Below are 25,444 nucleotides of genomic sequence, written 5' to 3'. Positions count from 1 at the left end.
GGCAGGAGCCGAACCGATGCCAGGGACCAGGACCGTGCCGCCCCGGGGCTGGGCGCGCTGGCGCCGGCTGCGCCGGCGGCTGGACAACGCGATGTTCACCCGCGCCCGCTACTCGCAGCCGATGATGCCGGTGATGTGCCTGCTCGGCTGCCTGTTCATGCCGCTGTACTGGTACATCTGGACCTACCTGCTGCCGCAGCCCTACAGCAACCTGGGCCTGCACCTGGCCGGCAGCGCGGTGCTGCTGCCGCTGGCGCTGCAACGCTGGTGGCCGCGCCGTTGCCGACCGTGGCTGCCGGTCTACTGGTACGCCGTGATCACCTACGTGCTGCCGTTCTTCTTCGGCTACCTGATGCTGCGCAACGGCAGTTCGATCGGCTGGATGGCCGTGCACCAGTTCGCGCTGTTCATCACCATGATGCTGTTCGACCTGGCGAGCTTCGCGCTGATCTTCAGCCTCGGCACCGCGGCCGCCGCACTGGCCTTCCAGCTCGGCCCCCACGCGGGCTGGCCGACGCACGCCCTGCTGCAATACGCCCCGGTGCTCGCGCTCACGCTGGTGCTGGGGCCGCTGGCGAGCCTGTCGCAGAAGTTCGCCGACCAGGCCAAGGTGAACGCGCTGATCGGGGCCTCCAACAACATCGCGCACGAGCTGCGCACGCCGCTGGGCTCGCTGCAGCTGGCCGGCCGGGCGATCGGCCGCTACCTGCCCCACCTGCTGGAGAGCCATCGGCTGGCCGAGCAGGCCGGGCTGCCGGTGGCGGAACTGCGCGGCCCGCACGTGCAGGCGCTGCGGCGTGGCATCGACGTGATCGAGCACGAGGTCAGCCACGCGCACACCGTGATCGACATGCTGCTGATGGCCGCCAGGCCGATGGGCAAGCTGCAGCTGGAGCCGCTGCACGTTCGCGCCTGCGTGGCGCAGGCGCTGGCCCGCTATCCGTACGCCTCGCGCGCCGAGCGCGAACGGGTGCACCTGTCGCCGGGCCCGGACTTCGTGCTGCGGGGCTCGGAGACGCTGCTGACCCACGTGCTGTTCAACCTGCTGCGCAACGCGCTGTTCCACACCGGGCGCGCCGGCAAGGGGGAGATCCGGGTGAGCCTGGAGACCGGCGCCGACGGCCACTACCTGCGCGTGCACGACACCGGACCCGGCATACCTCCCGACGTGCTGCCGCGCATCTTCAACCGCTTCTATTCGTACGCGGAAGGCGGCACCGGAACGGGGCTGGGCATCGGCCTGGCCTTCTCGCAGAGCGCGGTCGAGCGCATGGGCGGCAGGATCAGCTGCCACTCGCGCTGGGGCGAGTACACCGAATTCGTGGTCAGGTTTCCCGCGCGCGCCGGCGTGCCATCCGGACAGGGACTTCCCGCATGAGCATCGATTTCCACGGCGACATCCTGCCGTTCCAGTTCCCCACCACCACGCTGCTGGTGGACGACCACGAGAAGTACCTCGACAGCGTGCCGCTGCTGCTGGATCCCTCGCTGCGCCTGCGCAGCTACAGCTCGCCGCGGCAGGCGCTGGCCGAACTCGGCAGCCACGGCATCCGTGCGGTGCCGGGCGGCGGCTGGATGTACCACTGGAAGGACCGCTCCTCGCAGACGCGCGAGCTGGTGGCGCTGGACATCGACTCGATCCACCGCGTGATGTACGACCCCGAGCGCTTCGCCGAGGTGTCGGTGGTGGTGGTGGACCTGACCATGCCGGAGATGGACGGCATCGCGTTCTGCCGCGAGCTGGCCAACCCGCACATCGGCAAGATCCTGCTCACCGGCACGGCCGACGACTGCACCGCGATCGAGGCCTTCAACGCCGGCGTGATCGACCGCTTCATCCGCAAGAGCGACCCGCAGGCGATGGACAAGCTGCAGCAGGGCATCCGTGCGCTGCAGCGGCGCTACTTCGAGCGCGTCGGCGCGTTCGTGGCCGAAGCGCTGGCGCTGGGCAGCGTGCGTTTCCTGCGCGATCGCGCGTTCCAGCAGGCCTTCCGCGAGCTGGTCGGCGACTTCCCCGCGGTCGAGTGCTACCTGCACGTGAACCCCACCGGCCTGCTGCTGCTGGACGAATACGGCCACGGCCGCTTCGTGCTGGTGCAGACCGACGAGGACCTGCGCGCGCAGTACGAGATCGCCAGCGACCTCGGAGCGCCCACGGCCCTGCTCGACGCGCTGCGCGAGGGCGACCGCCTGCCGTGGTTCGGCGAGGGCGATGGCTACTACCGCGAAGGCATCCGCCATCCCGAAGCCCTGCTGCATCCGGCCGTCACCGTGCGCGGGGAGCACTGGTACCACTGCGCGCTGATCGAGGACGTCGGCCGCTTCCAGCTGGGCAAGCTGCGCTCCTACCGCAACTGGCTGAGCGAGCAGGACGGCCAGGCGCTCGGCGCCGCCTGAGGCGCTACATGCGCAGCCGGCCGCGCAGGATCTGCCAGTACATCACCCAGTCGCCGGCCAGGCTGTAGAGCGGGTGGCGGAAGGTGGCCGGACGGTTCTTCTCGAAGGCGAAGTGCCCGATCCAGGCGAAGCCGTAGCCGGCCACTGGCGCCAGCCACAACCAGCGCGCCTCGCGCGTGGCGATCGCCGCCGCCACGACCAGCAGCACCAGCGTGCTGCCGGCGAAGTGCAGGCGCCGGCACACGGGGTCGCGGTGCTCGCTCAGGTAGAACGGGTAGAACTCGCGGAAGCTGGCGAAGCGTGACATGCGAGCTGGCTCCGGAACGTCACCTGCGCCAGCGTGCGCTCGTCCGCCGTTGCGGTAAAGCCCTCACCCGCCGGGAGAGCGGCGGGAGACGGTCCGGCGCCACCGCAACGCTTCGCTCCGCCCACCCTAACCCGCCTGCCGGCACCTCTCGCGAAAGGCGAAGGTGCCGTACTCGTACGCTCTCCCTCCCAGCCGGCGCAGGGCGCGTATGTGTCGAGGGCGGTCAGCGTTCCGGCAGCGGAATGAACTCCTCCTCGTCGCCCGGCACCAGGCCGAAGCGCCCGGCCTTCCAGTCGGCCTTGGCCTGCTCGATGCGCTCGCGTGAGCTGGCCACGAAGTTCCACCACAGGTGGCGCTCGCCATCCAGGGGCGCGCCGCCGAACAGCATCAGACGCGTGGCGCCGCGGGCGCGCAGCGGCGCGGCCTCCGCCCCGGCCTGCACCGCCATGCGGTCGGCACCGACCACGAGCTCGCCCCACGCCAGTTCGCCCTCGACCACGTAGACGCCCCGCTCGGTGTGGCCCTGCGGCCATTCCAGCTGCGCCCCGTCGGCCAGCTGCGCCTCGAGCAGGAACATCGGCGCGAACACCTTCACCGGCGAACGCTCGCCGTAGGCGGCGCCGGCGATCAGCGACAGCTCGGCGCCCTCGCGGCGGATACGCGGCAGCGCATCGGCATCGTGGTGGTGGAACTCCGGCGGGACCTCCGCGTCCGCGCGCGGCAATGCCACCCAGAGCTGGATGCCGTGCAGGCGCTGGCCGTCGCGACGCGGCTGCGGCGGCGTGCGCTCGGAATGCACGATGCCGCGGCCGGCGGTCATCCAGTTGACTTCGCCCGGGCGGATGTCGGCCAGGCTGCCGAGGCTGTCGCGATGCCGGATCGAGCCTTCGAACAGCCAGGTGATCGTGGCCAGGCCGATGTGCGGATGCGGCCGCACGTCCATGCCCTTGCCCGGCGCGAAGTCCGCCGGGCCCATGTGGTCGAAGAACACGAACGGCCCGACGTGGCGCGCCAGCAGTGCGGGCAGCAGCCGACGCACGGTGAAGCCGTCGCCCAGGTCGTGCCGGCGGCCTTCGATGAGTTGCGGGGTGGGGTCCATGAGGTGCTCCGTCGGCCGCCTACCAGGCGCGCTGGTACTGTACCGGCGCTTGCAGCGACGCGTGCAGCTCCTGTGCCGCGCGGCGCGGGAAATAGGGATCGCGCAGGCTCTCGCGCGCGATCAGCACCAGGTCCGCCTCGCCCCTGGCGACGATCGATGCGGCCTGCGCCGCGTCGGTGATCAGGCCGACCGCGCCGGTGGCGATGCCCGCTTCGGCGCGGATGCGCGCGGCGAACGGGACCTGGTAGCCCGGCCCGACCGGAATCTTCACGTGCGGTACCAAGCCGCCGCTGGAGACATCGATCAGCTCCACCCCCAGCGGGGCGACTTCGCACGCCAGGCGCACGCTGTCGTCCAGGGTCCAGCCACCCTCGGCCCAGTCCGTCGCCGAGACGCGCAGCCACACCGGCAGCTCGGCGGGCCACACCTCGCGCACGGCGCCGAGCACCTCGCGCACCAGCCGCGTGCGGTTCTCGAAGCTGCCGCCGTAGGCGTCCTCGCGATGGTTGCTGAGCGGCGAAAGGAACTGGTGCAGCAGGTAGCCATGCGCGGCATGCACCTCGACCAGCTGGAAGCCGGCGGCGAGCGCCCGCTGCGCAGCCGTGCGGAAGTCGTCCACCACCTTGCGCAGGCCGGCCGCGTCGAGCGCCTGCGGCGTGTGCCAGTCCCGGTCGAACGGGATCGCCGAGGGCGCCACCGTGACCCAGTCGCCCTGCCCGGCCGGCAGCGGGCCGCCGCCTTCCCATGGACGGCGCGCGCTCGCCTTGCGCCCGGCGTGCGCGAGCTGCACGCCGGCGACCGCGTGCTGGCGGCGGATGAACGAGGTGATCGGCTTCCAGGCCTCCACCTGGGCGTCGTTCCACAGGCCGGTGTCGCCCGGCGAGATGCGCCCTTCCGCCGAAACCGCGGTAGCCTCGGCCACGACCGCGGCCGCCCCGCCTACCGCGCGGCTGCCCAGATGCACCAGGTGCCAGTGGTCGGGCAGGCCGTCGGTGGCCGAGTACTGGCACATCGGCGCGACGACGATGCGGTTGCGCAACGTCAGGCTGCGCTGCGCGAACGGGGTGAACAATTCCATGCGGAGCCTTCTCGGGACAAACCCCTCACATGCCGCCGCGCGTGGCCCGCTTCAAGAGCAAGGGGGACGAGCGTGGCGGCGGGAGCATCGACCGCCCGCCTCGGCTAGGTCTCGGGCAGCCACGCGGCGATGCGCTCGGCGACCGGCGCGGGCGCCGTCATCCAGCCGAAGTGGTCCGCGCGCCGGTGCAGATCCCGCGCATCCAGCACCTGGCGGGTGACGCGCGCACGCGGCAGCTTGCCCAGCAGCCATTCCAGCGAGGCGGCCGGGCCGAGCCAGTCGTCATGCAGCCGCAACGCGAGCACCGGCCCAGTGTAGGCCGCCATCGCCGGCTCCAGGTCGCCGAGACCTTCGGCGGCGTAGCGGCCGCTGCGGCCGCTGCGCGCCCAGTCGGCGATCACGCCGCGTGCCTCGCGGCCGCCGAAGCCTATCCGGCGTCCGGGAAAATGGCCGCACAAGGCGGCGAGCCAGGGCGCCGCCCGGTAGGCCGCGCGGATCAGCCACGGCAGGCGGAAGTTGCGCCAGTACGGCGCGCCGCTGGCGACCAGCGCGAGGCCACGCACCGTGGCCGGATGCAGTCCGGCATGGAGGCAGGCCAACTGCCCGCCGAGGCTGTGCCCGCCCAGCCAGGTGGCGGCACCGGGCCAGGCCTCGCAGGCCGCCGCCGTGCCGGCAGGCAGGTCATCCAGCAGGAGCGTGCGGTAGTTCCAGTCGACCTCGCGCGAGGCGCGGCGGTCGCTGGAACCGACGCCGCGCCATTCGTGCAGCGCCACCGCGATGCCGCGGGCGGCCAGCGCCTCGGCCAGCGGCAGGTATGTCCTTGCCGGCACGCCCATCGCGGGCAGCCAGTACAGGAGCACCCGCGCCTGCGGCCGGCCGACCAGCAGCAGTTCGCAGGACGCGCCGTCGGCTGATCGCACGCGCGCGGTGCGCGGCGCGACCAGGGCCTGGGGGCTGGAAGTGGCGTCCATCGGTTTCTCCGGGGTCGCCTGAGGCTACCGCGTCCGCCGTGGCGAAAAAAAAGGCCGGCTTGCGCCGGCCTCGAGCATGCATCGGGTCCCCTCAGGCGGGTGCGACTTCGTCAGCCTGCAGGCCCTTCTGGCCCTGCACCACCTTGAAGCTGACCTTCTGGCCTTCCTTCAGGCTCTTGAACCCCGTGCCGCTGATGGCGCGGAAATGCACGAAGACGTCGGGGCCACTCTCCCGGCTGATGAAGCCAAAGCCCTTGGCGTCGTTGAACCACTTGACGGTGCCAATTTCACGATCCGACATGACTCACTCCGTTCTGCACGATGCTGAGACAAGCCGGCCTCCCCTTTGGCCGACGACTTACTGGGCATGCAGGGAGCGGGTGGAGCGGGAGCGATGGGCATCGCGTCCCGGGGCACGCACGTGGACCGAGCAAACACAGTGGCTCAAGCATAGCGGAAATCGCGCGCTTGCAAGCAATGCCGGAAGTCCGGGCGCCGGGCACAAAAAAAAGCCGGGCATCGCTGCCCGGCTTTCCGGCATGGGTGTGACCCGTGCTCAGGCGGCCATGACTTCGTCGGCCTGCAGGCCCTTCTGGCCCTGCACCACCTTGAAGCTGACCTTCTGGCCTTCCTGCAGGCTCTTGAAGCCCGTGCCGCTGATGGCACGGAAATGCACGAAGACGTCCGGGCCGTTGTCCCGGCTGATGAAGCCGAAGCCCTTGGCGTCGTTGAACCACTTGACGGTACCGATCTGACGATCAGACATGAAACACTCCGTAGGATTTACAAAAGAGACTCGACCACCGCGAAAAAGCGGGGCCGACTTACTGGTGTGCAAGGAAAACCCTAGGGGTGAATCGATGAGGCGGATCGTGATCAGCTGCATCGGGTCACAAGACTCTGGTGACCCCGGCAAACACAGTGGGCCCATCATAGCCGGTACGGGCGGCCGGTGCGACAGCCCAGGCTGAACGGACGGACTTACCGCGCATTTCAGATTTCCTTCACGGCCGCATTTGTCTAGTGTCCGGCCAACGGCCCAGCGCCGACCACCCGTCGCCCGAGGAGCTACCAGCCATGCAGTCCGTCCTCCCGCGCCTCATCTGCGTCTCTCTCGGCCTCGCCCTGCTGCTGGCCGGATGCACCCGGCACGCGACCCGCCCGGAGGCTCCCGGCGGCCAGCCGCCCGCCGCGTCCGGAGCCGCCCCGACCCAGGCGCCGACGGGTACGACCGGCCAGGCACCGCATACCGGCCGTTCCGCCACCGGCAAGGCGCCCGCGCAGGCGGCGGCGTTGCCCGACAGCACGGGCATCCCGGCCTGCGACAGCTACCTCGCCAGCTATGTGGCCTGCCATCGCGCCGCAGCCATCTACAAGCCGGACGAGATCCAGGGGCGTTACGAGGCGATGCGCACCAGTCTGCTGCGCGACTCGCAGGATCCGCAGATCCGGCCGCAACTGGCCGCCCGCTGCAATTCGCTGGCCAGCCAGCTGCGCCAGGCCCTGCACGGCAAGTCGTGCGAGGGTGGCGCGCCGGCGCCGAGCGGCACCACGCCCTGACGCCTGGCCCTACGCCTGGTCGGCCTTCCAGTGCGCGCGCAGTGCGCGCGCCAGGCCGGCCGGTTCGCTGCGTTCCAGCCGCACTGCCGGGGTGCCGTGCCAGCGCGCGGTGCGGGCCACCGCTTCGGCCACCTCGGCGAGCAGGCGCGGCGTGGCCTTGCAGTGCGGCTCCAGGAACAGCGCCTTCACCTCGAACACGCCCTCGGCGCGGTGCGCCTTGGCGTCGAGCCGACCCACCAGTGCGCCCCGGTGCAGGATGGGCAGCACGTAATAGCCGTAGCGTCGCCGGGGGGCCGGCGTGTAGCACTCGATCGTGTATTCGAAGCCGAACATGCCCAGCGCGCGGGCGCGATCCCACACCAGCGGGTCGAACGGCGACAGCAGCGCCGTATGGGTGGCGCGCAGCGTGCCGGCGCGTGCCTGGTCCAGCAACGGGGCAAGATCGGCATGCACGTAACCGGGCGCGTCCCAGCCGCGCACGGGCACCCGCAGCAACTCGCCGTCCGCGACCAGCGGCGCCAGCTCGGCCTCGTCGACCGCGGGCCGCAGCCGGTAGTAGTCGGCGATCCAGCGCGCCTGGGTGATGCCGAGCGCGCGCACGGTATCCGCCACGAAACGACGGCGCAGTTCGGGCGGCGTGGCCCGGCTGGGCGCATACGGCGGCTGCAACCGGGCCAGCACGCGGTCGGCCAGGTCGTACACGCGCTGGAAGCGCTCGCGATGGCTCACCATCAGATCGCCCAAGGCGAACAGCGCCTCCAGCCAGCGCTTTTCCGGCTTCCATTCCCACCAGCCGCTGGCTCCGCGGTCGGCCCGCGGGAAGTCGGCCGCACGGACCGGCCCCTGCCTGCGGATGCGCTCGAGCAGGCCATCCATCTCGGCCCGGTGTTCGCGGTGCATGCGCTCGGCGTGGCGCTGCGCCCAATGCGCGCCGCGCTCGCGCCAGGCGCGATGCAGCGGCAGGTCGGCGGACGGCACGAAACACGCTTCGTGGGCCCAGCACTCGGCGATGCGACCCTGCGCCAGCGCCTGGTCGAGCCAATCCGGCTGGTAGTCGCCCAGGCGGGCGTGCAGTACCAGGTACGGGCTGCGTGCCACCACGTGGATGGAATCGATCTGCAGCAGGCGCATGCGCTCGATCGCGGCGACCACGTCGGCCGGCCGCGCACGAGCGCGCGGCGGGCGCAGCAGACCCTGGGCGGCCAGATGCAGGCGCCGGGCCTGGACCAGGCTCAACGGGACCGGGGCGGATGAAGCAGGCGGCAACGCGGGAGCGGGTTTCACGGAACCCTGATACGCAACGTGAGGCGGCATTTACAAACCGTTTGCTAGCGTGGCTGGCAGCGCGGCGAGCCCATCGATTGCCTGAGTCGCGCCCCTGCATTCTTGCACGGAGTATCGATGATGAAATCGCGCAAGCCGCTCTTGTCCGCCCTGGCCGCCGGCACGCTGCTGTTTTGCGGCGCGACCCTGGCGCAGAACCAGCCGGTGCCGCCGGCGCCGCCCTCCAACCCGACCGACACGCCGCCCCCGGCGCCACCGACCACGCCGATGCCTCCGCCGCCGCCGGGCTCGCCGCAGTCGAACATGCCCCCCACGCCACCACCGCCACCGAACCCGGCGGACACGCCCCCGGCGCCGCCCGGCAGTTCGGGCATGCCGGGCACCATGCCGCCGCCGGCCTCCAGCGCGCCGCCCTCCGGCCAGCCGATGGACAACGGCATGAACGGCAATCCGGGCATGGATCACGGCATGAACGGCAGCCCCGGCATGGACAGCGGCATGAGCGGCAACGGCGAAGGCAACGCCCACGTGGAGTTCAGGTCCTCGATGCCACCCGCGCCCCCGGCCGGCCCGGCACCCGATTTCAGCCAGCTGGCCAACGGCAAGAAGTCGATCACCATGCAGGAAGCGGCAAGCTATCCGCCGCTGGCCAATGATTTCGACTATGCCGACCGCAACCGCGATGGCCGCATCTCGCAGCGCGAATACGACCGCTGGAAATCGCACTGAGACACCTCAGGGACACTCCCCTCGCCGGCCGCCCGTGGCCGGCTTTTTTTTAGGTCCGGTTGCCGAACCGCTCGCTACACTGGCTGCTTTGCCCCCAGGAGCCCTTGCCGATGAAGCGCCCTTCCGCCGCGACGATCGCGCTGCTCGGTGGTCTGTGGGCCTGCGCCGCGCATGCGCAGAACCCGGACCCGATGGACATCCGCGCCTGCACCGCCATCGAGAGCGACGCCCAGCGCCTGGCCTGCTACGACCACGCCACCGGCCGCGTCAACCTGACGGTGGCGAAGAAGAAGCTCGAGGAACAGCCGCCCCGATCACAGATGTTCAGCCTCGACAGCGGCTCGCAGGACGATGCCACCGCGGAAAACCCCGAGGTGGCCGCCCCCCTGTCGCTGCTGGACAGCCGCTGGGAGCTCTCGCCGGAAGCCAAGCTCGGCACCAACAACCTGCGCGGCTACAAGCCGGTGTTCCTGATGCCGGTGTTCGCCACCAGCAACCAGAACGAGCGGCCGCAGAGTCCCAACCCGCTCAACACGGTGAGCACGCCGCAACAGCTGCAGAACGCCGAGGCAAAGTTCCAGCTGAGCCTGAAGACCAAGATCTGGCAGGGCGTGTTCGGCGACGCCGGCGACCTCTGGCTGGGCTACACCCAGTCCTCGCGCTGGCAGGTCTACAACAGCCACATCTCGCGCCCGTTCCGTGAAACCGACTACGAGCCCGAGGCGATGCTGGTGTTCGACACCCACTACCAGGTGCTGGGTTGGGACGGACGCCTGCTGGGCATCGGCTTCAACCACCAGTCCAACGGGCGCTCCAATCCGCTATCGCGCAGCTGGAACCGCGTCGTCGCCGACGTCGGGTTCGAGCGCGGCGACTGGACGGTGATGCTGCGCCCGTGGTGGCGCATCCCCGAAGGAGGGACCGACGACAACAATCCCGACATCAGCGACTACATGGGCCGCGGCGAGATGCAGCTCGTGCGCGAGTGGAACGGCCACGAATTCGGCCTGCTGCTGCGCCATTCCTTCCGCGGTGGCAGCCGCAGCCACGGCGCGGCGCAGTTCACCTGGAGCTTTCCGCTCGCCGGCAACCTGCGCGGCTACACCGAGCTGTTCAAGGGCTATGGCGAGAGCCTGATCGACTACAACCACAACGCCACCTACCTCGGCGTGGGCGTGTCGCTGCTGGATTGGTACTGAGGCCCGGCGCGGGCGCTGCCGCGCCCTCGCTACGAGACAGGGAAGGCTTCGCTTCCCGCCGGCGTGAAGGCCGGAGCGGGGAGGTCCCCCACTCCGGACACGCCGGTCAGTGATGCCCGCCCGGCCCGTGCACGTGCCCGTGCGCCATCTCCTCGGCGCTGGCGGCACGCACGTCGGTCACTTCCACGTTGAAGTGCAGCGTCTGCCCGGCGAGCGGATGGTTGCCGTCGATCTGCACCTTGTCGTCGTCCACGCGCACCACGGTGACGTTCACCACGCCCTGCGGGCCTCGCCCCTGGAACTGCATGCCCGGCTGGATGTCGGCCACGCCCTGGAACGCCTCGCGCGGCACTTCCTGCATCAGCTCGGGATGGCGCGGGCCGTAGCCCTCCTCGGGAGCCACGTCCACCTTGAACTGGTCGCCCGCCTGGCGGCCGGTCATGACCTTTTCCAGGCCCGGCACGATCTGGCCGCTGCCGTGCAGGTAGGACAGCGGCTCACGCCCCTCGGAACTGTCGATGACCCGACCCTCGTCGTCGGTCAGCGTGTAGTGGAAGGAGGCGACGGTGTTGTCTGCGATCTGCATGGGGTTCTCGCTGGCGGTGAATGGGCCAGCTTAGCAGGTCGGCGTGGATGGGCCGTCACACCGGCCTGTGCGGCAAGGGCTGCGATACTGCGGGCATGAAACGCCATCGCCTGCTCGCCCTGCTCGCGCTCGCCCTGCCGCCGTTGCATGCCGCGGCGATGGACCTGGCCACCACGCGCGCGACAATCGACGCCTACATCGCGCAGCCACGCTTCGCCGCTGCACGCTGGGGCATCGCGGTGGTTTCGCTGGACAGCGGCCGCACGCTCTACGCGCACGACGCCGACAAGCTGTTCCAGCCCGCCTCCACCGCCAAGCTCTACACCGCGGCCCTGGTGCTGCAGACGCTGGATGCCGGCTACCGCATTCCCACCCGCGTGCTTGGTGCGCCTCCGGGGCGATGGGGACGGGTGGACGGTCCGCTGGTGCTCTACGGCATGGGCGATCCCTCGCTGGGAGCGATCCCGGCTACCGCCGACTGGGCCGATGCGCTCGCCGGCCAGCTCGCCGCTCGCGGTGTACGCCGCGTCGACGGCGACCTGGTGGCCGATGCCGGCTATTTCGTCGGCCCCGCGATCGGCGACGGCTGGGAGTCGTCCGACCTGCTGAGCGGATTCGCCGCACCGGCCTCGGCGCTGGGCGTGGATGAGAACCAGTGGCGCTTGACCGTGACACCTGCGGCGCATGCGGGCGAGCCGGCACGGCTCGCATCCGATCCGCTACCGGCCATGCACGTGGACAACCGGCTGCTCACCGCGGCGGCCGGCAGCAGCGACGATGTCAACCTGTACCGCGCGGCCGGCAGCGACACGCTGCACGCATTCGGCACGATCGCCGCGGGATCGCCCGCGCGCCGCTTCCGGCTGGCCATGGCCGACCCGGCACGGGTGGCCGGCGCCCAGTTGCTGCAGGCCCTGCGGCGTCGCGGCATCCGGGTCGACGGCGAACTGCGGGTGACGCGTTGGCCACAACCGCCGCCCGCCCTGCCGGCTGAGGCCGGCGTGCTGGCCGAGGTGCGCTCGCCGCCGCTGGCGACGCTGTTGCGCGAGGGCCTCAAGCGCTCGCAGAACCTGTACCTGCAGAACCTGCTGCAACTGGCCGGCACGCGGGCGCGCGCCGAGGCCTCGACCGGTTCCGCGCCCGCCGGCTTCCGCAGCGCCGAGGACTGGGGCCTGCACGCCTTGCGGCGGCTGCTGGAGCGTATCGGCATCGCGCCGTCGGCGGCCCTGCTCGGCGAGGGTACGGGCCTGTCTCGGCGCGACCTCACCACGCCGAACGCGCTGGCGCGCCTGCTGGCGTTCCTGGCCGCGGACGCACGCAACGTGCAGGACATGCTGCCGGTGGCCGGCGTCGACGGCACGCTCGCCTCGCGCATGCGGGGCACGCCGGCGGCCGGCAACGTGCACGCCAAGACCGGCAGCATGACCTATGTGAGCGGCCTGGCCGGCTACGTCACCAGCGCCACCGGCGAGCACCTGGCCTTCGTGATCCTGCTCAACGACTACGCCCCACCCACGGGGAGGTCGGCCAGTGCGGAGGTCGACGCGATCGCCATCCGGCTTGCCGAACTCGACCAGCGCAGCTGACGGACGCCCTGTAGGGGCCTCGTCACGCACCCAGGCGTGCGGCGATGTCCCGGCCGATCTTCTCCGGCGTGTCGGTGGGCGCGTAGCGCTTGACCACCTGGCCTTCCGGGCCGACCAGGAATTTGGTGAAGTTCCACTTGATCGCCTCGCTGCCGAGCACGCCCCTGGCCTGGCCCTTCAGCCAGCGGTAGAGCGGATGGGCGTCGGCGCCGTTGACCTCGACCTTGGCGAACAGCGGGAAGCTCACGTCGTAGTTCAGGCTGCAGAACTCCCGGATCTCCGCCTCGCTGCCCGGCTCCTGGTGGCCGAACTGGTCGCAGGGGAAGCCCAGCACGGCAAGCCCCCGTTCGCGCCACGCGCGCCACAGCGCTTCCAGCCCCTCGTACTGCGAGGTGAAGCCGCAGCGCGAGGCCACGTTGACGATCAGCAGCCAGCGCCCGCGCCACTCGGCCAGGGATCGCTCGCGGCCGTCGATGTCGGTGGCGGAGAAATCGTAGACGCTGTTCATGCACAGGCTCCCGTAGCGTGGCCGCAGTCTACGCTCGCACGGCCATAAGCACATGAGCGAAGGTCATTTCCCGCCGCGTGGCCAGGAGGCGATGCTGCCGTGATGCACCTGATCGTTTCGGCCCTGATCGCACTCGCCACGCTCGTGCTGCTGGCCTGCGCCGCCTGCCGCGAGGCGCCACGCCGGCGGCCGGCACGCCCCCGCCCCCGCGACACGTACCCTTAGCCCCACCCCGGCGGCCGGCGACGATTCACGCCTCCGGCGGGATGTCGAACACCTGCCGCAGATAGGCCACGTAGGCGGGGTCGTCGCACATGTTCTTGCCGGGCGAGTCGCTCAGCTTCGCCACCGGCTGGCCGTTGCAGCGCACCATCTTGATCACGATCTGCAGCGGCACGGGCCCGACGTCGTTGGTGAGGTTGGTGCCCACCCCGAACGCCAGCTGGCAGCGCCCGCGGAAGTGGCGATAGAGCTGCATCACCTTGGGCATGTCCAGCGAATCACTGAACACCAGGATCTTGGTGCGCGGGTCGACGCGATTGGCGCGGTAGTGCGCCAGCACCTTCTCGCCCCAGGCGAAGGGGTCGCCCGAATCGTGCCGGGTGCCGTCGAACAGCTTGCAGAAGTACATGTCGAAGTCGCGCAGGAAGGCGTCCAGCCCGTAGACGTCGGACAGGGCGATGCCGAGGTCGCCGCGGTATTCCTTGGCCCAGGTCTCCAGCGCCACGCGCTGCGAGTCGCGCAGCCGCGGACCCAGCGCCTGGTGCGCCTGCAGGTACTCGTGCGCCAGCGTGCCCAGCGGGGTGAGCCCGAGCTTCCAGGCCAGCCACACGTTGCTGGTGCCGGCGAGCTGCTCGCCCAGGCCGTCGCGCAGCGTGCGCACCACCTCCTCGTGCCAGGCGCGCGAGAAGCGCCGGCGCGTGCCGTAATCGGCGATGCGGCAATCGGCGAACTCGGAATCGCCGCGCAGCAGCTCCATCTTCGCCTGCAGGCGCTGGCGCCCTTCCGCCAGGTCGAGCCCGCGCTGGGTGTTGCGGAAGTACACCTCGTTGACGATCGCCAGCAGCGGTACCTCGAACAGAATGGTGTGCAGCCAGGGCCCGCGGATGCGGATCTCGATCTCGCCGTTGCCGGATGCGGCCGGGGCGATCTGCACGTACTTCGCGTTGAGCTGGAACAGGCCGAGGAAGTCGACGAAATCGCTCTTGATGTAACGCCAGCTGCGCAGGTAGTCGAGTTCCGCAGGGGTGAAGCGCAGGCTGCACAGGGCTGCGAGCTCGGCACGGATCTCGTCGACGTAAGGCACCAGATCGATGCCCGGCGTGCGGCACTTGAAGCGGTACTCGACCTGCGCCGCCGGGTAGTGATGCAGGACCACCTGCATCATGGAGAACTTGTAAAGGTCGGTGTCGAGCAGCGACTGGATGATCATGCCTGCGCCTGGCGGGATCCGGCGCGCCGGATCGGGACACGCATTATCCGCGCGCGGACGCCAGCGCGGCGAGCTGGGCATCGATCGCCCGTACGAAGGCGTCCGCACCCGGCCAGCTGGTGATGCGCCCCAGCTTGCGCGTACCGGCGAACACGAAGAACGCGGGGATGCCGTGCAACCCGAATCGCGTGGCCATGCCCGGATCCTCGTACACGTTGTCGTGCAGCCAGCGCACGCGGGGCCACTGGAACCGCTCGCGCGCCAGCAGCATCGCGCGCTTGGCGATGTCGCAGTTCGGGCAATCGCGGCCCCACAGGAACAGGATCGCCAGGCCCTCGGCGGGCTCGGCCAGTGCGGTATCCAGCTCGGACTCGCGCACGCGGCGCATCGGGAACTGCTCGAAGAAGTGCGGAACGGTGGTGTCGGCCATGCTCGGCACGTTGGGGCGCCGCGGCCATGCGCAAGGCCCGGACGCCGCGCCTGGACGGGCGATCGATGCGAAGGCGTACGCGGCCCCGCTCGCCGTCAGCCACCCTCTCGGAGGGATCCTTGCCCGCGCCGATCGGCCGGTGCTTCGACTCGGCCTGCGCCGTGCGCCGCACCTTCGGGCACCCGCTCTTCCGAGCCGGCCTGACGCTCGGCCTGCAATGCGGCCAGGCGCTCGAGCTCGCGGATGCGTTCGGCCTGCGGCTCGTCGGCCAGGACGCGGACCGAGGCGTAGAACCCGCCCCACTGGCGCTCGGCCCGCTCGAACAGCACGGCGAAGGCCCCCGTCCACCGGTCGTACAGGCCGAACGGCAGCAACTTGGCGTTGTTGATCGGGGCCTGCACCCAGGCGTCGTAACGGTGGTCCCCGGGCCAGTGGCGGTCGCGCCAGCGTGCGTAGCGCTGGCGGAACGCCGCGATCTCGGCCAGCTTGCCGCGGGCCAGCGTCGGCTCGTCGCCGCTGCCGGCATACAGCGTCTTCAGCCGGTCGCGCAGGTCCAGCACCAGCCGCGTGAAGCCACGTTCCATCGCCTCGCCGCGCGGGTCGGGCGGCGGCAGGCCGCGCGCCGCGCGCCATTCGCGCAGCCCTTCCCGCTCGACGAAACTGGCGAAGGACTCGTTGAACGCGGTATCGCCCTTGACGTACAGCTTCTGGTGCGCGAGCTCGTGGAAGATGGTGCCGGCCAGCTCGTCGTCGTCCCAGTGCAACATGCTCGAGACGATGGGGTCGGCGAACCAGCCCAGGGTCGAGTACGCCGGCACCGGGCCGACCCACACGTCGTCGCCCTGCGCCCGCAGCTGCGCCGCGCGCTGCCGCGCGAGGGCCTGCTCGAAGTAGCCGCGGTAGGCCACGCAACCGGCGATCGGGAAGCACTGCGGCACCGCCTCGACCGAGTAGGGCCGCGTCGCGAAGACGTTCCAGGCCACGTAGGGGCGATGCAGTTCGACGTAGCTGGTGTAGCTGCGGTTTTCCGGCAAACCGAGCGCCACCGTGGCGAAGCGGCGCGCCTGGCTTGCCAGCCGCAGCCGCGCGGCGAGCGCGGGATCGGTGGCCGGGTCGCGCAGCAGCCGCGCGATCGGGCGCCGGTGCAGCAGCAGCGAGGCTTCGCCGTGTGCGACGTGGCCGTAGTAGCGCAGGCTGCTGCACGCGCTCAGCGACAGGCTGAGCAGGACGACAGCCAGGCGGCCGGCCAGCCGGCGGAAACGGGAGGGTGGCATGCCGCGATTGTGCCAAGCGCGGCGGCGGCACACGAGAGCCGGCCATGCCTCCTGCCGCCCGTGGCCGGGCGACGTCGCCGGCGAGGCGTCAGTTCGTGGGCAGCGGCGTTCCGCGGACGTCAACCGGACGGTCAACGCCGATGCGGTCAGTCGCGGTCGCGGTCACGACCGCCGCGGCCGCGCCATTCGCGCGGCGGGTCGCGCCGCTCGCGGACGCGGTCGTCGCGGTCGTTCCAGTGGCGCTCGGAGCGCCAGTCGCGGTCGCGCCCGTGGTAGTGATGGCCGCCCTCGTACCAGGTGCCGCTGATGCCGACGCTGACGCCCGACCCGCAACAGCCGTAATAGCCCCAGCCGGGTCCGTACCAGCCGTAGCCGTAGTAGTCCGGTTCGTAGATCACCGCCGGACCCTCGCCGTAGTAGGCATCGCCCTGATAGCCGTTGCCGCGCACGTAGCTGTAGTCGGGATCGTAGTAGCAGCCCGACAGGGCCGCCGTGCCGAGCACGAGCGCCAGACCTGCAAGCACGCGTTTCATGGCTCACCTCCGTGGCGGAGTGTCACGGTTCCACGCTAGTCGCCATGCGTTGAACGCGCCCTGAGCGCCACGCGGTGCGGCGGCGCCCAGGGCGTACCGCTCAGATCTTGGCGCCCCGCTGCCCGGTGTGCACCGGGATGGTCGTCTTGGGCGCGTCGCTCGGCAGGCCCGGGCTGGACGACGTATGCACGGCCGACTTGCCGTGCGGCGCCCGTTCCCGGCCATGGTCGGCATCCTGCCGGTCGCGCTCGTGCTTGGCATCCAGCAACGCCTGGATGTGCGCCACCGCCTCCTCGGGACTGATGTGCTGCGTGGCAGGCGCCGGACGGCGGGCGGGCGCCTTCTTGGCAACGGCCCTCTTTGCTGCCGGGCGGGCGGCCTGCTTGCCGATGGCCGGCCGGCTGGCGTTCTTGCGGACGGGCGCGGCGGCCTTGCGGGTGGCGGCTGCCTTCGTCGGCGCCGCTTTCTTGGCGGTGGCCTTCCTGGCGGCCGGTTTGGCCATCGTGCGGGCGGCGGTCTTCTTCGCGGTCGAGTTCTTCACCGCGGCGCCCCGCGGGGCCGCGCTCTTGCCGGCCGCCTTCTTCACGGCGGCCTTCTTTGCCGTACCGCCCTTTCCTGCCAGGGACCGCGCCGGTGCCTTGCGGGCCGCCGCGCTCTTGGCGGTCGCCTTCTTGGCGGTGGTCTTGTGGACCGGGGTCTTGATGCCGGCGCGGGTGGCCTTCTTCGGTGCGCTCTTGCCGGCTGCCTTCTTGGCCGCGGACTTCTTCGCGGCCGACGTGCGGGTCGTTGCCATGCGTCATCACTCCTGCGGTGGTCGGTGCAGCCTCGTCCGCGCTTTCCTCGACTCGCGCGGCGCCAAAGACGTGCGCACCCAGTATTGCGCGCGGCACCGTCACTGTCATGCGTAGGCGCAGCAATCGCGCTCGTAGGCATCGCGCACGGCCGTGCCCTGCGCGCACGACCGCCCGGCGGCCCGCCCGCTGCGGTCCTACATGCGCGGGCTGGATAGCGCGGCGAGGAAATGGCCGAACACGCGCGGCTCGATCAGCAGGGTGAAGATCACGCCGTAGGCGGCGCCCCACAGGTGTGCGCTGTGGTTGACGTTGTCGCGGCCGGCGCGGTCCATGTAGATCGAGTAGCCCACGTACAGCACGGCATAGACGATGGCCGGCATCGGTACCACCAGCACGATGATGCGCGACCACGGCGAGAGCAGGATGAAGGAGAACAGCACCGCCGATACCGCGCCGGAGGCGCCGAGGCTGTGGTAGTTCGCGTTGCCGCGGTTCTTCAGGTAGGTGGGCAGGATCGAGACGACCAGCCCACCCAGATAGAACAGCAGGAAGCCGAGCCGCCCCAGTTCCGCGGTGTAGAACTGTTCCATCAGCTGGCCGAAGAAGTACAGGGTCAGCATGTTGAACAGCAGGTGGCCGAAATCGGCGTGCACCAGGCCGTAGGTCACCAGCCGGTGGAACTCACGGTGGCGCTGGATCGCCGGCGGCCACAGGATCAGGTCGTTCATCAGGCGGGCGTTGTTGAACGCCATGAACGAGACGACGCCGGTGACGGCGATGATGGCCAGGGTGATCAGCATGGTCGGCGCGCTTTCCGTGGAGGCGGGTCGCCCATCTTGGCCGGGCGAGGCCGCTCCTGTCGACCCGCGCCGCCGCGCGGCGGCGCTATCATGCGGGACTTTACCCTTCGCGACCGCTCCCCACGGACCCCATGGAACCGCTTCGCTACCTGCATCTGGACGTCTTTGCCGCCACGCGCGGCGGCGGCAACCACCTGGGCGTGGTCACCGACGCGCGCGGCTGGAGCACGGAGCAGATGCAGCGCTTCGCGCGCTGGACGGCACTGGTGGAGACCACCTTCCTGCTGCCGCCGCGCGATCCGCGCGCGAGCTACCGCGTGCGCATCTTCACGCCGCAGCGCGAGATACCGTTCGCCGGCCACCCGAGCATCGGCAGCGCGCACGCCGTGCTGGCGTGCGGGCTGGCCGAACCGGTGGACGGCCTGCTGTGGCAGGAATGCGACGCCGGCGTACTGCCGATCCGCGTGGAGGGCGAGGATGGGGCGCGCGACCTGCTGCTGAAGTCGCCCGGCGAGCGGGTACTCGCCACCGGCCAGGACGCGCACCCGCTGCTCGCCGCCACGCTCGCCGGTGTGCCGATGGGTGCCCTGCCGCCTGCGCTGGTCGACGGCGGGCGGCGCTGGTGGCTCGCCGAGGTCGCCGACGAGGCGAGCCTGCGCCAGTGGCTGCCCGACCACAGTGCCATCGGCGCACTGGCGCGCGCCAGCGACAGCATGGGCCTGTGCGCCTTCGCGCGCAGTGCCGAGGCCGCCGACCGGCTGGTCGTGCGCGCGTTCCCGGCCGGCGTGGGCATCGTCGAGGACCCGGCGTCCGGCGCGGCCAACGGCCTGATCGCCGCCTACATCGCCCAGGCGGAACCCGAGGGGCCGCTGGCACGGGGCTACACCGTCAGCCAGGGCCGCGAGATCGGCCACGATGCACGCCTGCTGGTACGCATCGGACCCGACGGCACATGGGTCGGCGGACGCACCCATACCATCGTCGACGGCCGCCTGCAGTGGATGTGAGCGGCGCACCGCAGATCTGGGTCGACGCGGACGCCTGCCCGGGACCGATCAAGGAGATCCTGTTCCGTGCCGCCGAACGCGCCCGCGTGCAGGTGACGCTGGTCGCGAACCAGCCACTACGCACGCCGCCCTCGCGCTTCGTGCGCGCGACCCAGGTGGCGGGGGGCTTCGACGTGGCCGATGCCGAGATCCTGCAACGGGTTGCCGCGGGCGACCTGGTGGTGACCCAGGACATCCCGCTCGCCGCGCAGGTGATCGACAAGGGCGCGCTGGCGCTGCACCCGCGCGGCGAACTGTATACCCGCGAGACCATCGCCCAGCGCCTGTCGATGCGCAACTTCATGGACGAGCTGCGCGGCGCCGGCGTGGACACCGGCGGCCCGTCCGCATTCCATGCGCGCGACCGCCAGGCCTTCGCCAACCAGCTCGATCGCTGGCTGCGGCAACGACAGGGCTAGCGCGGCGCGGCGGCGGGTACATGTCCGGCCCGCCCGCGTGGGCTATGCTTTCCGGCCCGCCCGCACCGCATGGATGTCGCATGGCCGACGCACTCGCCCTCGACCCGCCCGACCCGCAGCTGATCGACGCCGACGTAGAGCGCGCCTTCGCCGAGGACCTCGGCACCGGCGACGCCACTGCCGACCTGCTGCCCGCCGACGCGCAGGCGCACGCCGCGCTCACCTGCCGCGAGGACGCCGTGCTCGCCGGCACCCCCTGGTTCGATGCCTGCTTCCGCCGGCTGGACCCGCAGGTGCGCATCGAGTGGAACGCACGCGACGGGCAACCCGTGGCCGCCGGCAGCGTGATCTGCCGCCTGCACGGGCGCGCCCGCGCGCTGGTCAGCGCGGAACGCTCGGCATTGAACTTCCTGCAGCTGCTTTCGGGTACCGCCACCGTCACCGCCGCCTACGTGGCCGCCGTGGCCGGTACCGGCGTACGCGTGCTGGACACCCGCAAGACCGTGCCGGGCCTGCGCCTGGCGCAGAAGTACGCGGTACGCTGCGGCGGCGGCCACAACCACCGGATCGGCCTGTACGACGCCATCCTGGTCAAGGAAAACCACATCGCCGCCGCCGGCGGCATCGCGCCCGCGGTCGCGGCGGCGCGACGGCTGCATCCCACGCTGCTGCTGGAGATCGAGGTGGAGAGCCTGGATGAGCTGCGCCAGGCGCTGGCCGCCGGTGTCGACCGCATCATGCTCGACAACTTCACCCCGCCGACGATGGCCGAAGCGGTGGCGATCGCGGCCGGCCGCGTCGATCTGGAGATCTCGGGCAACGTGGACCTCGCGACCATCGGCGAGTACGCCCGCACCGGCGTGGATTTCATTTCCGTGGGAGCACTCACCAAGCACGTGCGCGCCGTGGACCTGTCGCTGCGGCTCGAGCTGGTGGCGTGAACCGGCGGCCGGCGCGGTGCGTCCTCCCGCGTCGGTGACGCCTGCCGGGGCGGCGGGCCCGGCATGATCTTGCGCCCAGCCAGCCGCAGCCACACACTGCGCGGCATGAGTCAAATGCCCGACCTGATCGCCCTGCTGGCGCTCGCCGCCGTGGCCGGGCTTTGGCTCAAATCCAGCCGTGCCCGCGAGCGCGCGGTGGACGAGGCGCGCCGGCAATGCATGCAGCACGGCCTGCAACTGCTGGACGAGACGGTGGGCCTGCGCAGCGTGCGGTTGCGCCGGGTCGCCGGCCGGCGACGGCTCGAGCTCGGCTACGCCTTCGAGGTCAGCGCGCACGGGGACGACCGGCTGGACGGGCGGTTGTGGATGCAGGGCGACCGGATGGTCAGCCTGAGCCTGCCCAGCCCGTCCGAGCCGCCGCCGGAGCGCGACGAATCGCCGCCGCCCCAGGCGCGGAAGGACAACGTCATCCCGTTGCGTCCGCGACGCCGCACCGAGCACTGATCGGGCGCCTGGTGCGCCGCCCCGACGCCTACTTGACGATGCGCAGGTGCGAGCGGCGCGGCTTGTCGCCGCCGTCGGACGGGCCGGCGTCGGGACCCTCGGGCGCGGGCGGCGGCGGCTCGCCGTCTTCGGCGGGGAACATCATGCCCTGCCCGTTTTCCTGCGCGTACAGCGCCAGCACGGCCTGCACCGGGATGCGGATCGCCTGGCTGACGCCGGAGAAGCGCGCCTGGAAGCTGATGAAGTCGTTGCCCAGCTCCAGGTTCGCCACGGCGCGCATGGCGATGTTGAGCACCACCTGGCCGTTCTTGATGACCTGGGGCGGCACGCGCACGCCCTCGACGGTGGCGTCCACCAGCAGGTAGGGCGTGAGCTGGTTGTCGGTGATCCAGTCGTAGATCGCCCGCAGCAGGTACGGGCGGTTGGAGCTCATGCGCGGCAGCTGGTCGTTCATCGGCCCGTATCGGTCATGGCCGCATCGCCCGTTCTTCCGGCGTCAGGCTGCGCGCGTAGCCCTGGCTGTGGAACAGGCGCTCGCCGTAGTCGACGATCGGCTTGCCCTCGCGGCCCAGCTCCACGCCGAGCCAGGGCAGGCGCCACACCACCGGCGCGACCAGGCAATCGACCAGGCTCATCTCGGGGTTGAGGAAGAACTTGGCCGCCTTGAACAGCGGCAGCGAAGCGAGCAGCTGCTCGCGCAGGCGCTTGCGCGCACCCTCGGCGGTGCGACCGCCAGCGCGGATGGTGTCCACCTCCGGCAGCCAGTCGCGCTCGATGCGCACCGTGGCCAGGCGCAGGCGCGCGCGCGACAGCGGGTCGATCGGCATCAGCGGCGGATGCGGATAGCGTTCGTCCAGGTACTCGCACACCACGGCCGTGTCGTACAGGGTGAGGTCCCGGTCGACCAGGGTCGGCGTGGTGGCGTAGGGGTTGAGGTCGACCAGGTCCTCCGGCGGATGCGCCGGATCGACGATCACACGCTCGTAGCTGACGCCCTTGGCCGCGAGCACCAGGCGCGCGCGATGGCACTGGATGTCGTCGGCGGTGGTGTACAGGGTCAGTACGGTACGCGAACGAGCGCTTTGGACCATGCGCTTATCTCCCCTTCAATAAGCGATGCGGCGACGCTCGCGCCGCCGCATCCGAAGCTGGTGGACATCCGGCTCAGTGGACGTCCTTCCAGTATTCCTTCTTGAGTGCATAGGCCAGCAGGGTGAAGAACGCCAGGAACAGGATCACCCACACGCCGTAGGCGTGGCGCTGCAGCGCAGCCGGCTCGGAGACGTAGGCCAGGAAGTTGGTCAGGTCGCGGGCCGCCTGGTGGTACTGCTCGGGCGTCATGCGGCCGGGCTGGGACAGGACCAGCTTCTCCACCTCGTCGGGGTTGTCCGCCTTCTTCACCGCGGTCTGCACGCCCTGCAGCTCCCACAGCGGGAACGGCATGGAGGCGTTCGGGAACACGGTGTTGTTCCAGCCGACCGGACGGCTCGGGTCGAGGTAGAAACCGTTGAGATAGCCGTAGACCCAGTCGGCGGTGCGCGCGCGCACTTCCAGCGAGAGGTCCGGCGGTGCCTTGCCGAACCACTGCTTGGCCAGTTCTTCCGGCATGTGCGAGATCACCGGCTCGCCGAACTTGGCGCCGGTGAAGTTCAGGTTCTGCATCACTTCCTGTTCGCTCAGGCCCAGGTCTTCGGCGATGCGCGAATAGCGCTGGAACTTGAGCGAATGGCAGCCCACGCAGTAGTTGAAGAACAGGCGCGCGCCACGCTGCAGCGAGGCCTGGTCGCGCAGGTTGATGCCCGCGGAGGGAAGCTCGGGGCCTTCTTCGGCCGCCGCCTGGGCGCTGCCCAGCAGCAGGCCCAGCAGGAGCGCGATCGAAAAGAGAATGTGCTTCATCTGGAGCTGCCGCTTAGTCATGCATGGTCACCCGTTCCGGAACCGGCTTGGTCGTCTCCCAGCCGCGGCGCGTGTACAGCCACAGGAAGACGAAGTAGCCGAAGTAGATCAGCGTCATGGTGCGGCCGAACAGGTTCTCCCAGAACGTCACGTCGACGTCGCCGAACCAGGCAGGGATCACCTCGGCCGTGACGCCCGCGCCGACCGCGCCGAGCATGATGAACGACAGCGCGAACAGGCCCAGGGCGACCTTGAAGCCGGTGCCGCGGTAGCGGATCGACTTGACCTGGCCGACGTCGATCCACGGCAGCGCGAACAGCAGCGCAATCGCGCCGAACATCGCCAGCACGCCCCACACGGCGGTGCCGAAGAAGGACGGGATCATGCGCAGGATCGCGTAGAACGGGGTGAAGTACCACACCGGCTTGATGTGCGCCGGGGTGGCCAGGTTGTTCGCCGCGATGAAGTTGTCGTGCTCGAGGAACCAGCCGCCGAAGGTCGGCGCGAAGAAGATGATGAACGCGGCGATCAGCAGGAAGAAGCCGACACCCACCAGGTCCTTCACCGTGTAGTACGGGTGGAACGGAATGCCGTCGGCAGGCTTCAGCGCATCCCAGCGATTGCCCTTGGGGCCCTTCTTGATCTCCACGCCGTCGGGATTGTTCGACCCCACCTCGTGCAGCGCGGCGATGTGCAGCACCACCAGGAGGAGCAGCACCAGCGGCAGCGCGATCACGTGCAGCGCGAAGAAGCGGTTGAGGGTGGCGTCGGCGGGCAGGTAGTCGCCCATGATCCACTCCACCAGCGTGCCGCCGATGACCGGGATCGTGCCGAACAACGAGATGATCACCTTGGCGCCCCAGAACGACATGTTGCCCCACGGCAGCACGTAGCCCATGAAGGCCTCGGCCATGAGCACGAGGAAGATCAGCATGCCCAGCAGCCACACCAGCTCGCGCGGCTTCTTGTACGAGCCGTACATCAGGCCGCGGAACATGTGCAGGAACACCACGACAAAGAACAGCGAAGCCCCGGTGGAGTGCATGTAGCGGATCAGCCAGCCCCACTCCACGTCGCGCATGATGTACTCGACCGACGCGAACGCTTCCGCCGCGCTGGTCTTGTAGTTCATGGTGAGGAAGATGCCGGTGACGATCTGGTTGACCAGCACCAGCAGCGCCAGCGAACCGAAGTAGTACCAGAGGTTGAAGTTCTTCGGCGCGTAGTACTCGGACATGTGCTTGCGGTAGGCAGGCATCATGCCGGGGGCGCGCTCGTTGACCCAGGCGCCCATGCGGGTGAATACGTTAGCCATCAGCCGGCCTCCTTGGGATCGACGCCGATCTGGATGTGCGTGTCGTCCACGAAGTGGTACGGCGGCACCTGCAGGTTCTTCGGAGCCGGCACGCCGGAGAAGACGCGGCCGGAGAGATCGTAGCGCGACTTGTGGCACGGGCAGAAGAAGCCGCCCTTCCAGTTCGGGTCGAACGGCTCGGGCTTGATCTGCGGGAAGAACTCCGGCACGCAGCCGAGGTGGGTGCAGATGCCGATCACCACCAGCCACTCCGGCTTGATGGAGCGGTCCGGCCCCTTGATGTACGAGGGCTGCTGGTCCACCTCGGAATTCGGGTCGACCAGGCGCGGCGCCAGGGTGGGCAGCACGGCGAGCTGCGCCGGGGTACGACGGACCACGAACACGGGCAGGCCTCGCCAGGCGTAGTCGACCTTCTGGCCGGGCTCGATCTTGCTGATATCGGCCGTGACGGGCGCACCGGCGGCCTTGGCGCGCGCGCTGGGCTCCCAGGACTTGATGAAGGGCACGGCTGCCGCGATCACTCCCACGCCACCGACCACCGAGGTGGTCGCTGTCAGGAAGCGGCGGCGGCCGTGATCGACGACTTCGTTCGCCATCAGGCTCTCCGGTACATGCAATGCCATTGAGATGCGAGCCCCGTTTGGGAGCCTGCAAAAATCGCGTTAGTGTAGCGTCAGGCCCTGGCCCGTACAATCAATCGGACCAGGGGGCGAGGGGTTTCCCGCCGCAGCCCCCGGCACCCACGAGTCCGGCCAC

30 protein-coding genes are annotated in these 25,444 nt (G+C 70.4%); 10 read left to right on the top strand and 20 right to left on the bottom strand.

Annotated features, from left to right (window positions below):
• The first annotated feature begins 16 nt into the window (after positions 1 to 16).
• Together WAT24_RS05400 and WAT24_RS05395 are read left to right on the top strand one after the other, a co-directional pair.
• Complete coding sequence (locus WAT24_RS05400; protein WP_336806798.1) at positions 17 to 1,378, top strand: sensor histidine kinase; 1,362 nt, start codon at positions 17 to 19, stop codon at positions 1,376 to 1,378.
• On the top strand, positions 1,375 to 2,397 hold the full coding sequence (locus WAT24_RS05395) for a response regulator (protein WP_336806797.1): 1,023 nt from the start codon (positions 1,375 to 1,377) through the stop codon (positions 2,395 to 2,397). The genes WAT24_RS05400 and WAT24_RS05395 overlap by 4 nt, the downstream gene beginning before the upstream one ends.
• A 4-nt stretch (positions 2,398 to 2,401) precedes the next feature.
• Here the strand turns inward: WAT24_RS05395 and WAT24_RS05390 are convergent, their stop codons facing one another.
• From WAT24_RS05390 to WAT24_RS05365, 6 genes are all read right to left on the bottom strand, one after another.
• Entirely contained in the window at positions 2,402 to 2,704 is a 303-nt protein-coding gene (locus tag WAT24_RS05390) for an Mpo1-like protein (RefSeq protein ID WP_336806796.1), read from the bottom strand.
• A gap of 223 nt (positions 2,705 to 2,927) precedes the next feature.
• Complete coding sequence (locus tag WAT24_RS05385; RefSeq protein ID WP_336806795.1) at positions 2,928 to 3,803, bottom strand: pirin family protein; 876 nt, start codon at positions 3,801 to 3,803, stop codon at positions 2,928 to 2,930.
• A gap of 19 nt (positions 3,804 to 3,822) precedes the next feature.
• Positions 3,823 to 4,881, bottom strand: a complete 1,059-nt coding sequence (locus WAT24_RS05380) for an NADH:flavin oxidoreductase/NADH oxidase (protein WP_336806794.1) — start codon at positions 4,879 to 4,881, stop codon at positions 3,823 to 3,825.
• A gap of 104 nt (positions 4,882 to 4,985) precedes the next feature.
• A complete protein-coding gene (locus WAT24_RS05375; RefSeq protein ID WP_336806793.1) occupies positions 4,986 to 5,852 on the bottom strand; it encodes an alpha/beta hydrolase family protein in 867 nt (288 codons plus the stop codon).
• Between the two features lie 91 nt (positions 5,853 to 5,943).
• Entirely contained in the window at positions 5,944 to 6,153 is a 210-nt protein-coding gene (locus tag WAT24_RS05370; protein WP_091333775.1) for a cold-shock protein, read from the bottom strand.
• Between the two features lie 255 nt (positions 6,154 to 6,408).
• A complete protein-coding gene (locus WAT24_RS05365; RefSeq protein WP_267171153.1) occupies positions 6,409 to 6,618 on the bottom strand; it encodes a cold-shock protein in 210 nt (69 codons plus the stop codon).
• 311 nt (positions 6,619 to 6,929) lie between these two features.
• Between WAT24_RS05365 and WAT24_RS05360 the strand changes: the two genes are divergently transcribed.
• Positions 6,930 to 7,412 carry a hypothetical protein gene (locus tag WAT24_RS05360; RefSeq protein ID WP_336806791.1) on the top strand — a complete coding sequence of 161 codons (483 nt, stop codon included), beginning with the start codon at positions 6,930 to 6,932 and terminating at the stop codon, positions 7,410 to 7,412.
• Positions 7,413 to 7,421: 9 nt separating this feature from the next.
• Here WAT24_RS05360 and WAT24_RS05355 read toward each other — a convergent pair whose 3' ends face one another.
• Positions 7,422 to 8,648, bottom strand: coding sequence for a winged helix-turn-helix domain-containing protein (locus WAT24_RS05355; RefSeq protein ID WP_336806790.1), 1,227 nt, complete (start codon positions 8,646 to 8,648; stop codon positions 7,422 to 7,424).
• A gap of 168 nt (positions 8,649 to 8,816) precedes the next feature.
• Here WAT24_RS05355 and WAT24_RS05350 point away from each other — a divergent pair, with 168 nt between their 5' ends.
• A complete protein-coding gene (locus WAT24_RS05350) occupies positions 8,817 to 9,425 on the top strand; it encodes a hypothetical protein (protein WP_336806789.1) in 609 nt (202 codons plus the stop codon).
• A gap of 110 nt (positions 9,426 to 9,535) precedes the next feature.
• Positions 9,536 to 10,624, top strand: a complete 1,089-nt coding sequence (locus WAT24_RS05345) for a phospholipase A (RefSeq protein ID WP_336806788.1) — start codon at positions 9,536 to 9,538, stop codon at positions 10,622 to 10,624.
• A 106-nt stretch (positions 10,625 to 10,730) separates the two neighbouring features.
• On the opposite strand, the gene WAT24_RS05340 is transcribed toward WAT24_RS05345, so the two are convergent.
• Entirely contained in the window at positions 10,731 to 11,210 is a 480-nt protein-coding gene (locus tag WAT24_RS05340; protein ID WP_336806787.1) for an FKBP-type peptidyl-prolyl cis-trans isomerase, read from the bottom strand.
• Between the two features lie 95 nt (positions 11,211 to 11,305).
• Between WAT24_RS05340 and dacB the strand changes: the two genes are divergently transcribed.
• Positions 11,306 to 12,796, top strand: coding sequence for a D-alanyl-D-alanine carboxypeptidase/D-alanyl-D-alanine endopeptidase (dacB, locus tag WAT24_RS05335; RefSeq protein ID WP_336806786.1), 1,491 nt, complete (start codon positions 11,306 to 11,308; stop codon positions 12,794 to 12,796).
• Between the two features lie 22 nt (positions 12,797 to 12,818).
• Here dacB and WAT24_RS05330 read toward each other — a convergent pair whose 3' ends face one another.
• From WAT24_RS05330 to WAT24_RS05300, 7 genes are all read right to left on the bottom strand, one after another.
• Positions 12,819 to 13,304: a glutathione peroxidase gene (locus WAT24_RS05330; protein WP_336806785.1), complete on the bottom strand. Its 486-nt coding sequence runs from the start codon at positions 13,302 to 13,304 to the stop codon at positions 12,819 to 12,821.
• A gap of 250 nt (positions 13,305 to 13,554) precedes the next feature.
• A complete protein-coding gene (gene pncB, locus WAT24_RS05325; protein ID WP_336806784.1) occupies positions 13,555 to 14,736 on the bottom strand; it encodes a nicotinate phosphoribosyltransferase in 1,182 nt (393 codons plus the stop codon).
• Between the two features lie 43 nt (positions 14,737 to 14,779).
• Positions 14,780 to 15,166, bottom strand: a complete 387-nt coding sequence (locus WAT24_RS05320; protein WP_336806783.1) for a YbbN family protein — start codon at positions 15,164 to 15,166, stop codon at positions 14,780 to 14,782.
• 95 nt (positions 15,167 to 15,261) lie between these two features.
• Positions 15,262 to 16,440, bottom strand: a complete 1,179-nt coding sequence (locus WAT24_RS05315; RefSeq protein WP_336806782.1) for an aminopeptidase — start codon at positions 16,438 to 16,440, stop codon at positions 15,262 to 15,264.
• A 146-nt stretch (positions 16,441 to 16,586) separates the two neighbouring features.
• Entirely contained in the window at positions 16,587 to 16,973 is a 387-nt protein-coding gene (locus WAT24_RS05310; protein WP_336806781.1) for a hypothetical protein, read from the bottom strand.
• Between the two features lie 100 nt (positions 16,974 to 17,073).
• Entirely contained in the window at positions 17,074 to 17,766 is a 693-nt protein-coding gene (locus tag WAT24_RS05305) for a hypothetical protein (protein ID WP_336806779.1), read from the bottom strand.
• 195 nt (positions 17,767 to 17,961) lie between these two features.
• On the bottom strand, positions 17,962 to 18,564 hold the full coding sequence (locus WAT24_RS05300) for a rhomboid family intramembrane serine protease (protein WP_336806878.1): 603 nt from the start codon (positions 18,562 to 18,564) through the stop codon (positions 17,962 to 17,964).
• A gap of 134 nt (positions 18,565 to 18,698) precedes the next feature.
• Between WAT24_RS05300 and WAT24_RS05295 the strand changes: the two genes are divergently transcribed.
• From WAT24_RS05295 to WAT24_RS05280, 4 genes are all read left to right on the top strand, one after another.
• Entirely contained in the window at positions 18,699 to 19,574 is an 876-nt protein-coding gene (locus WAT24_RS05295) for a PhzF family phenazine biosynthesis protein (RefSeq protein ID WP_336806778.1), read from the top strand.
• Positions 19,571 to 20,032, top strand: a complete 462-nt coding sequence (locus WAT24_RS05290) for a YaiI/YqxD family protein (RefSeq protein ID WP_336806777.1) — start codon at positions 19,571 to 19,573, stop codon at positions 20,030 to 20,032. Before WAT24_RS05295 ends, WAT24_RS05290 begins: the two co-directional genes overlap by 4 nt.
• An 80-nt stretch (positions 20,033 to 20,112) precedes the next feature.
• Positions 20,113 to 20,973 (top strand): carboxylating nicotinate-nucleotide diphosphorylase, encoded by an 861-nt coding sequence (nadC, locus tag WAT24_RS05285; protein WP_336806776.1) that lies wholly within the window; start codon positions 20,113 to 20,115, stop codon positions 20,971 to 20,973.
• A gap of 105 nt (positions 20,974 to 21,078) precedes the next feature.
• Positions 21,079 to 21,477 (top strand): DUF3301 domain-containing protein, encoded by a 399-nt coding sequence (locus WAT24_RS05280; protein WP_336806775.1) that lies wholly within the window; start codon positions 21,079 to 21,081, stop codon positions 21,475 to 21,477.
• Between the two features lie 28 nt (positions 21,478 to 21,505).
• Here the strand turns inward: WAT24_RS05280 and WAT24_RS05275 are convergent, their stop codons facing one another.
• The 5 genes from WAT24_RS05275 to petA form a co-directional block, all read right to left on the bottom strand.
• Positions 21,506 to 21,910, bottom strand: coding sequence for a ClpXP protease specificity-enhancing factor (locus tag WAT24_RS05275; protein ID WP_336806877.1), 405 nt, complete (start codon positions 21,908 to 21,910; stop codon positions 21,506 to 21,508).
• A 34-nt stretch (positions 21,911 to 21,944) separates the two neighbouring features.
• Positions 21,945 to 22,568: a glutathione S-transferase N-terminal domain-containing protein gene (locus tag WAT24_RS05270; RefSeq protein ID WP_336806774.1), complete on the bottom strand. Its 624-nt coding sequence runs from the start codon at positions 22,566 to 22,568 to the stop codon at positions 21,945 to 21,947.
• Between the two features lie 73 nt (positions 22,569 to 22,641).
• Positions 22,642 to 23,373: a cytochrome c1 gene (locus WAT24_RS05265; protein WP_336806773.1), complete on the bottom strand. Its 732-nt coding sequence runs from the start codon at positions 23,371 to 23,373 to the stop codon at positions 22,642 to 22,644.
• Positions 23,374 to 23,386: 13 nt separating this feature from the next.
• A complete protein-coding gene (locus tag WAT24_RS05260; RefSeq protein ID WP_336806772.1) occupies positions 23,387 to 24,688 on the bottom strand; it encodes a cytochrome b in 1,302 nt (433 codons plus the stop codon).
• Complete coding sequence (gene petA, locus WAT24_RS05255; protein ID WP_336806771.1) at positions 24,688 to 25,284, bottom strand: ubiquinol-cytochrome c reductase iron-sulfur subunit; 597 nt, start codon at positions 25,282 to 25,284, stop codon at positions 24,688 to 24,690. Before petA ends, WAT24_RS05260 begins: the two co-directional genes overlap by 1 nt.
• Positions 25,285 to 25,444: the final 160 nt, after the last annotated feature.

The sequence above is a fragment of the Fulvimonas yonginensis genome (genome assembly GCF_037137055.1).
GTDB classification, from domain to species: Bacteria; Pseudomonadota; Gammaproteobacteria; order Xanthomonadales; family Rhodanobacteraceae; genus Frateuria_A; species Frateuria_A yonginensis.
This window is presented reverse-complemented; position numbering and strand designations above follow the sequence as displayed.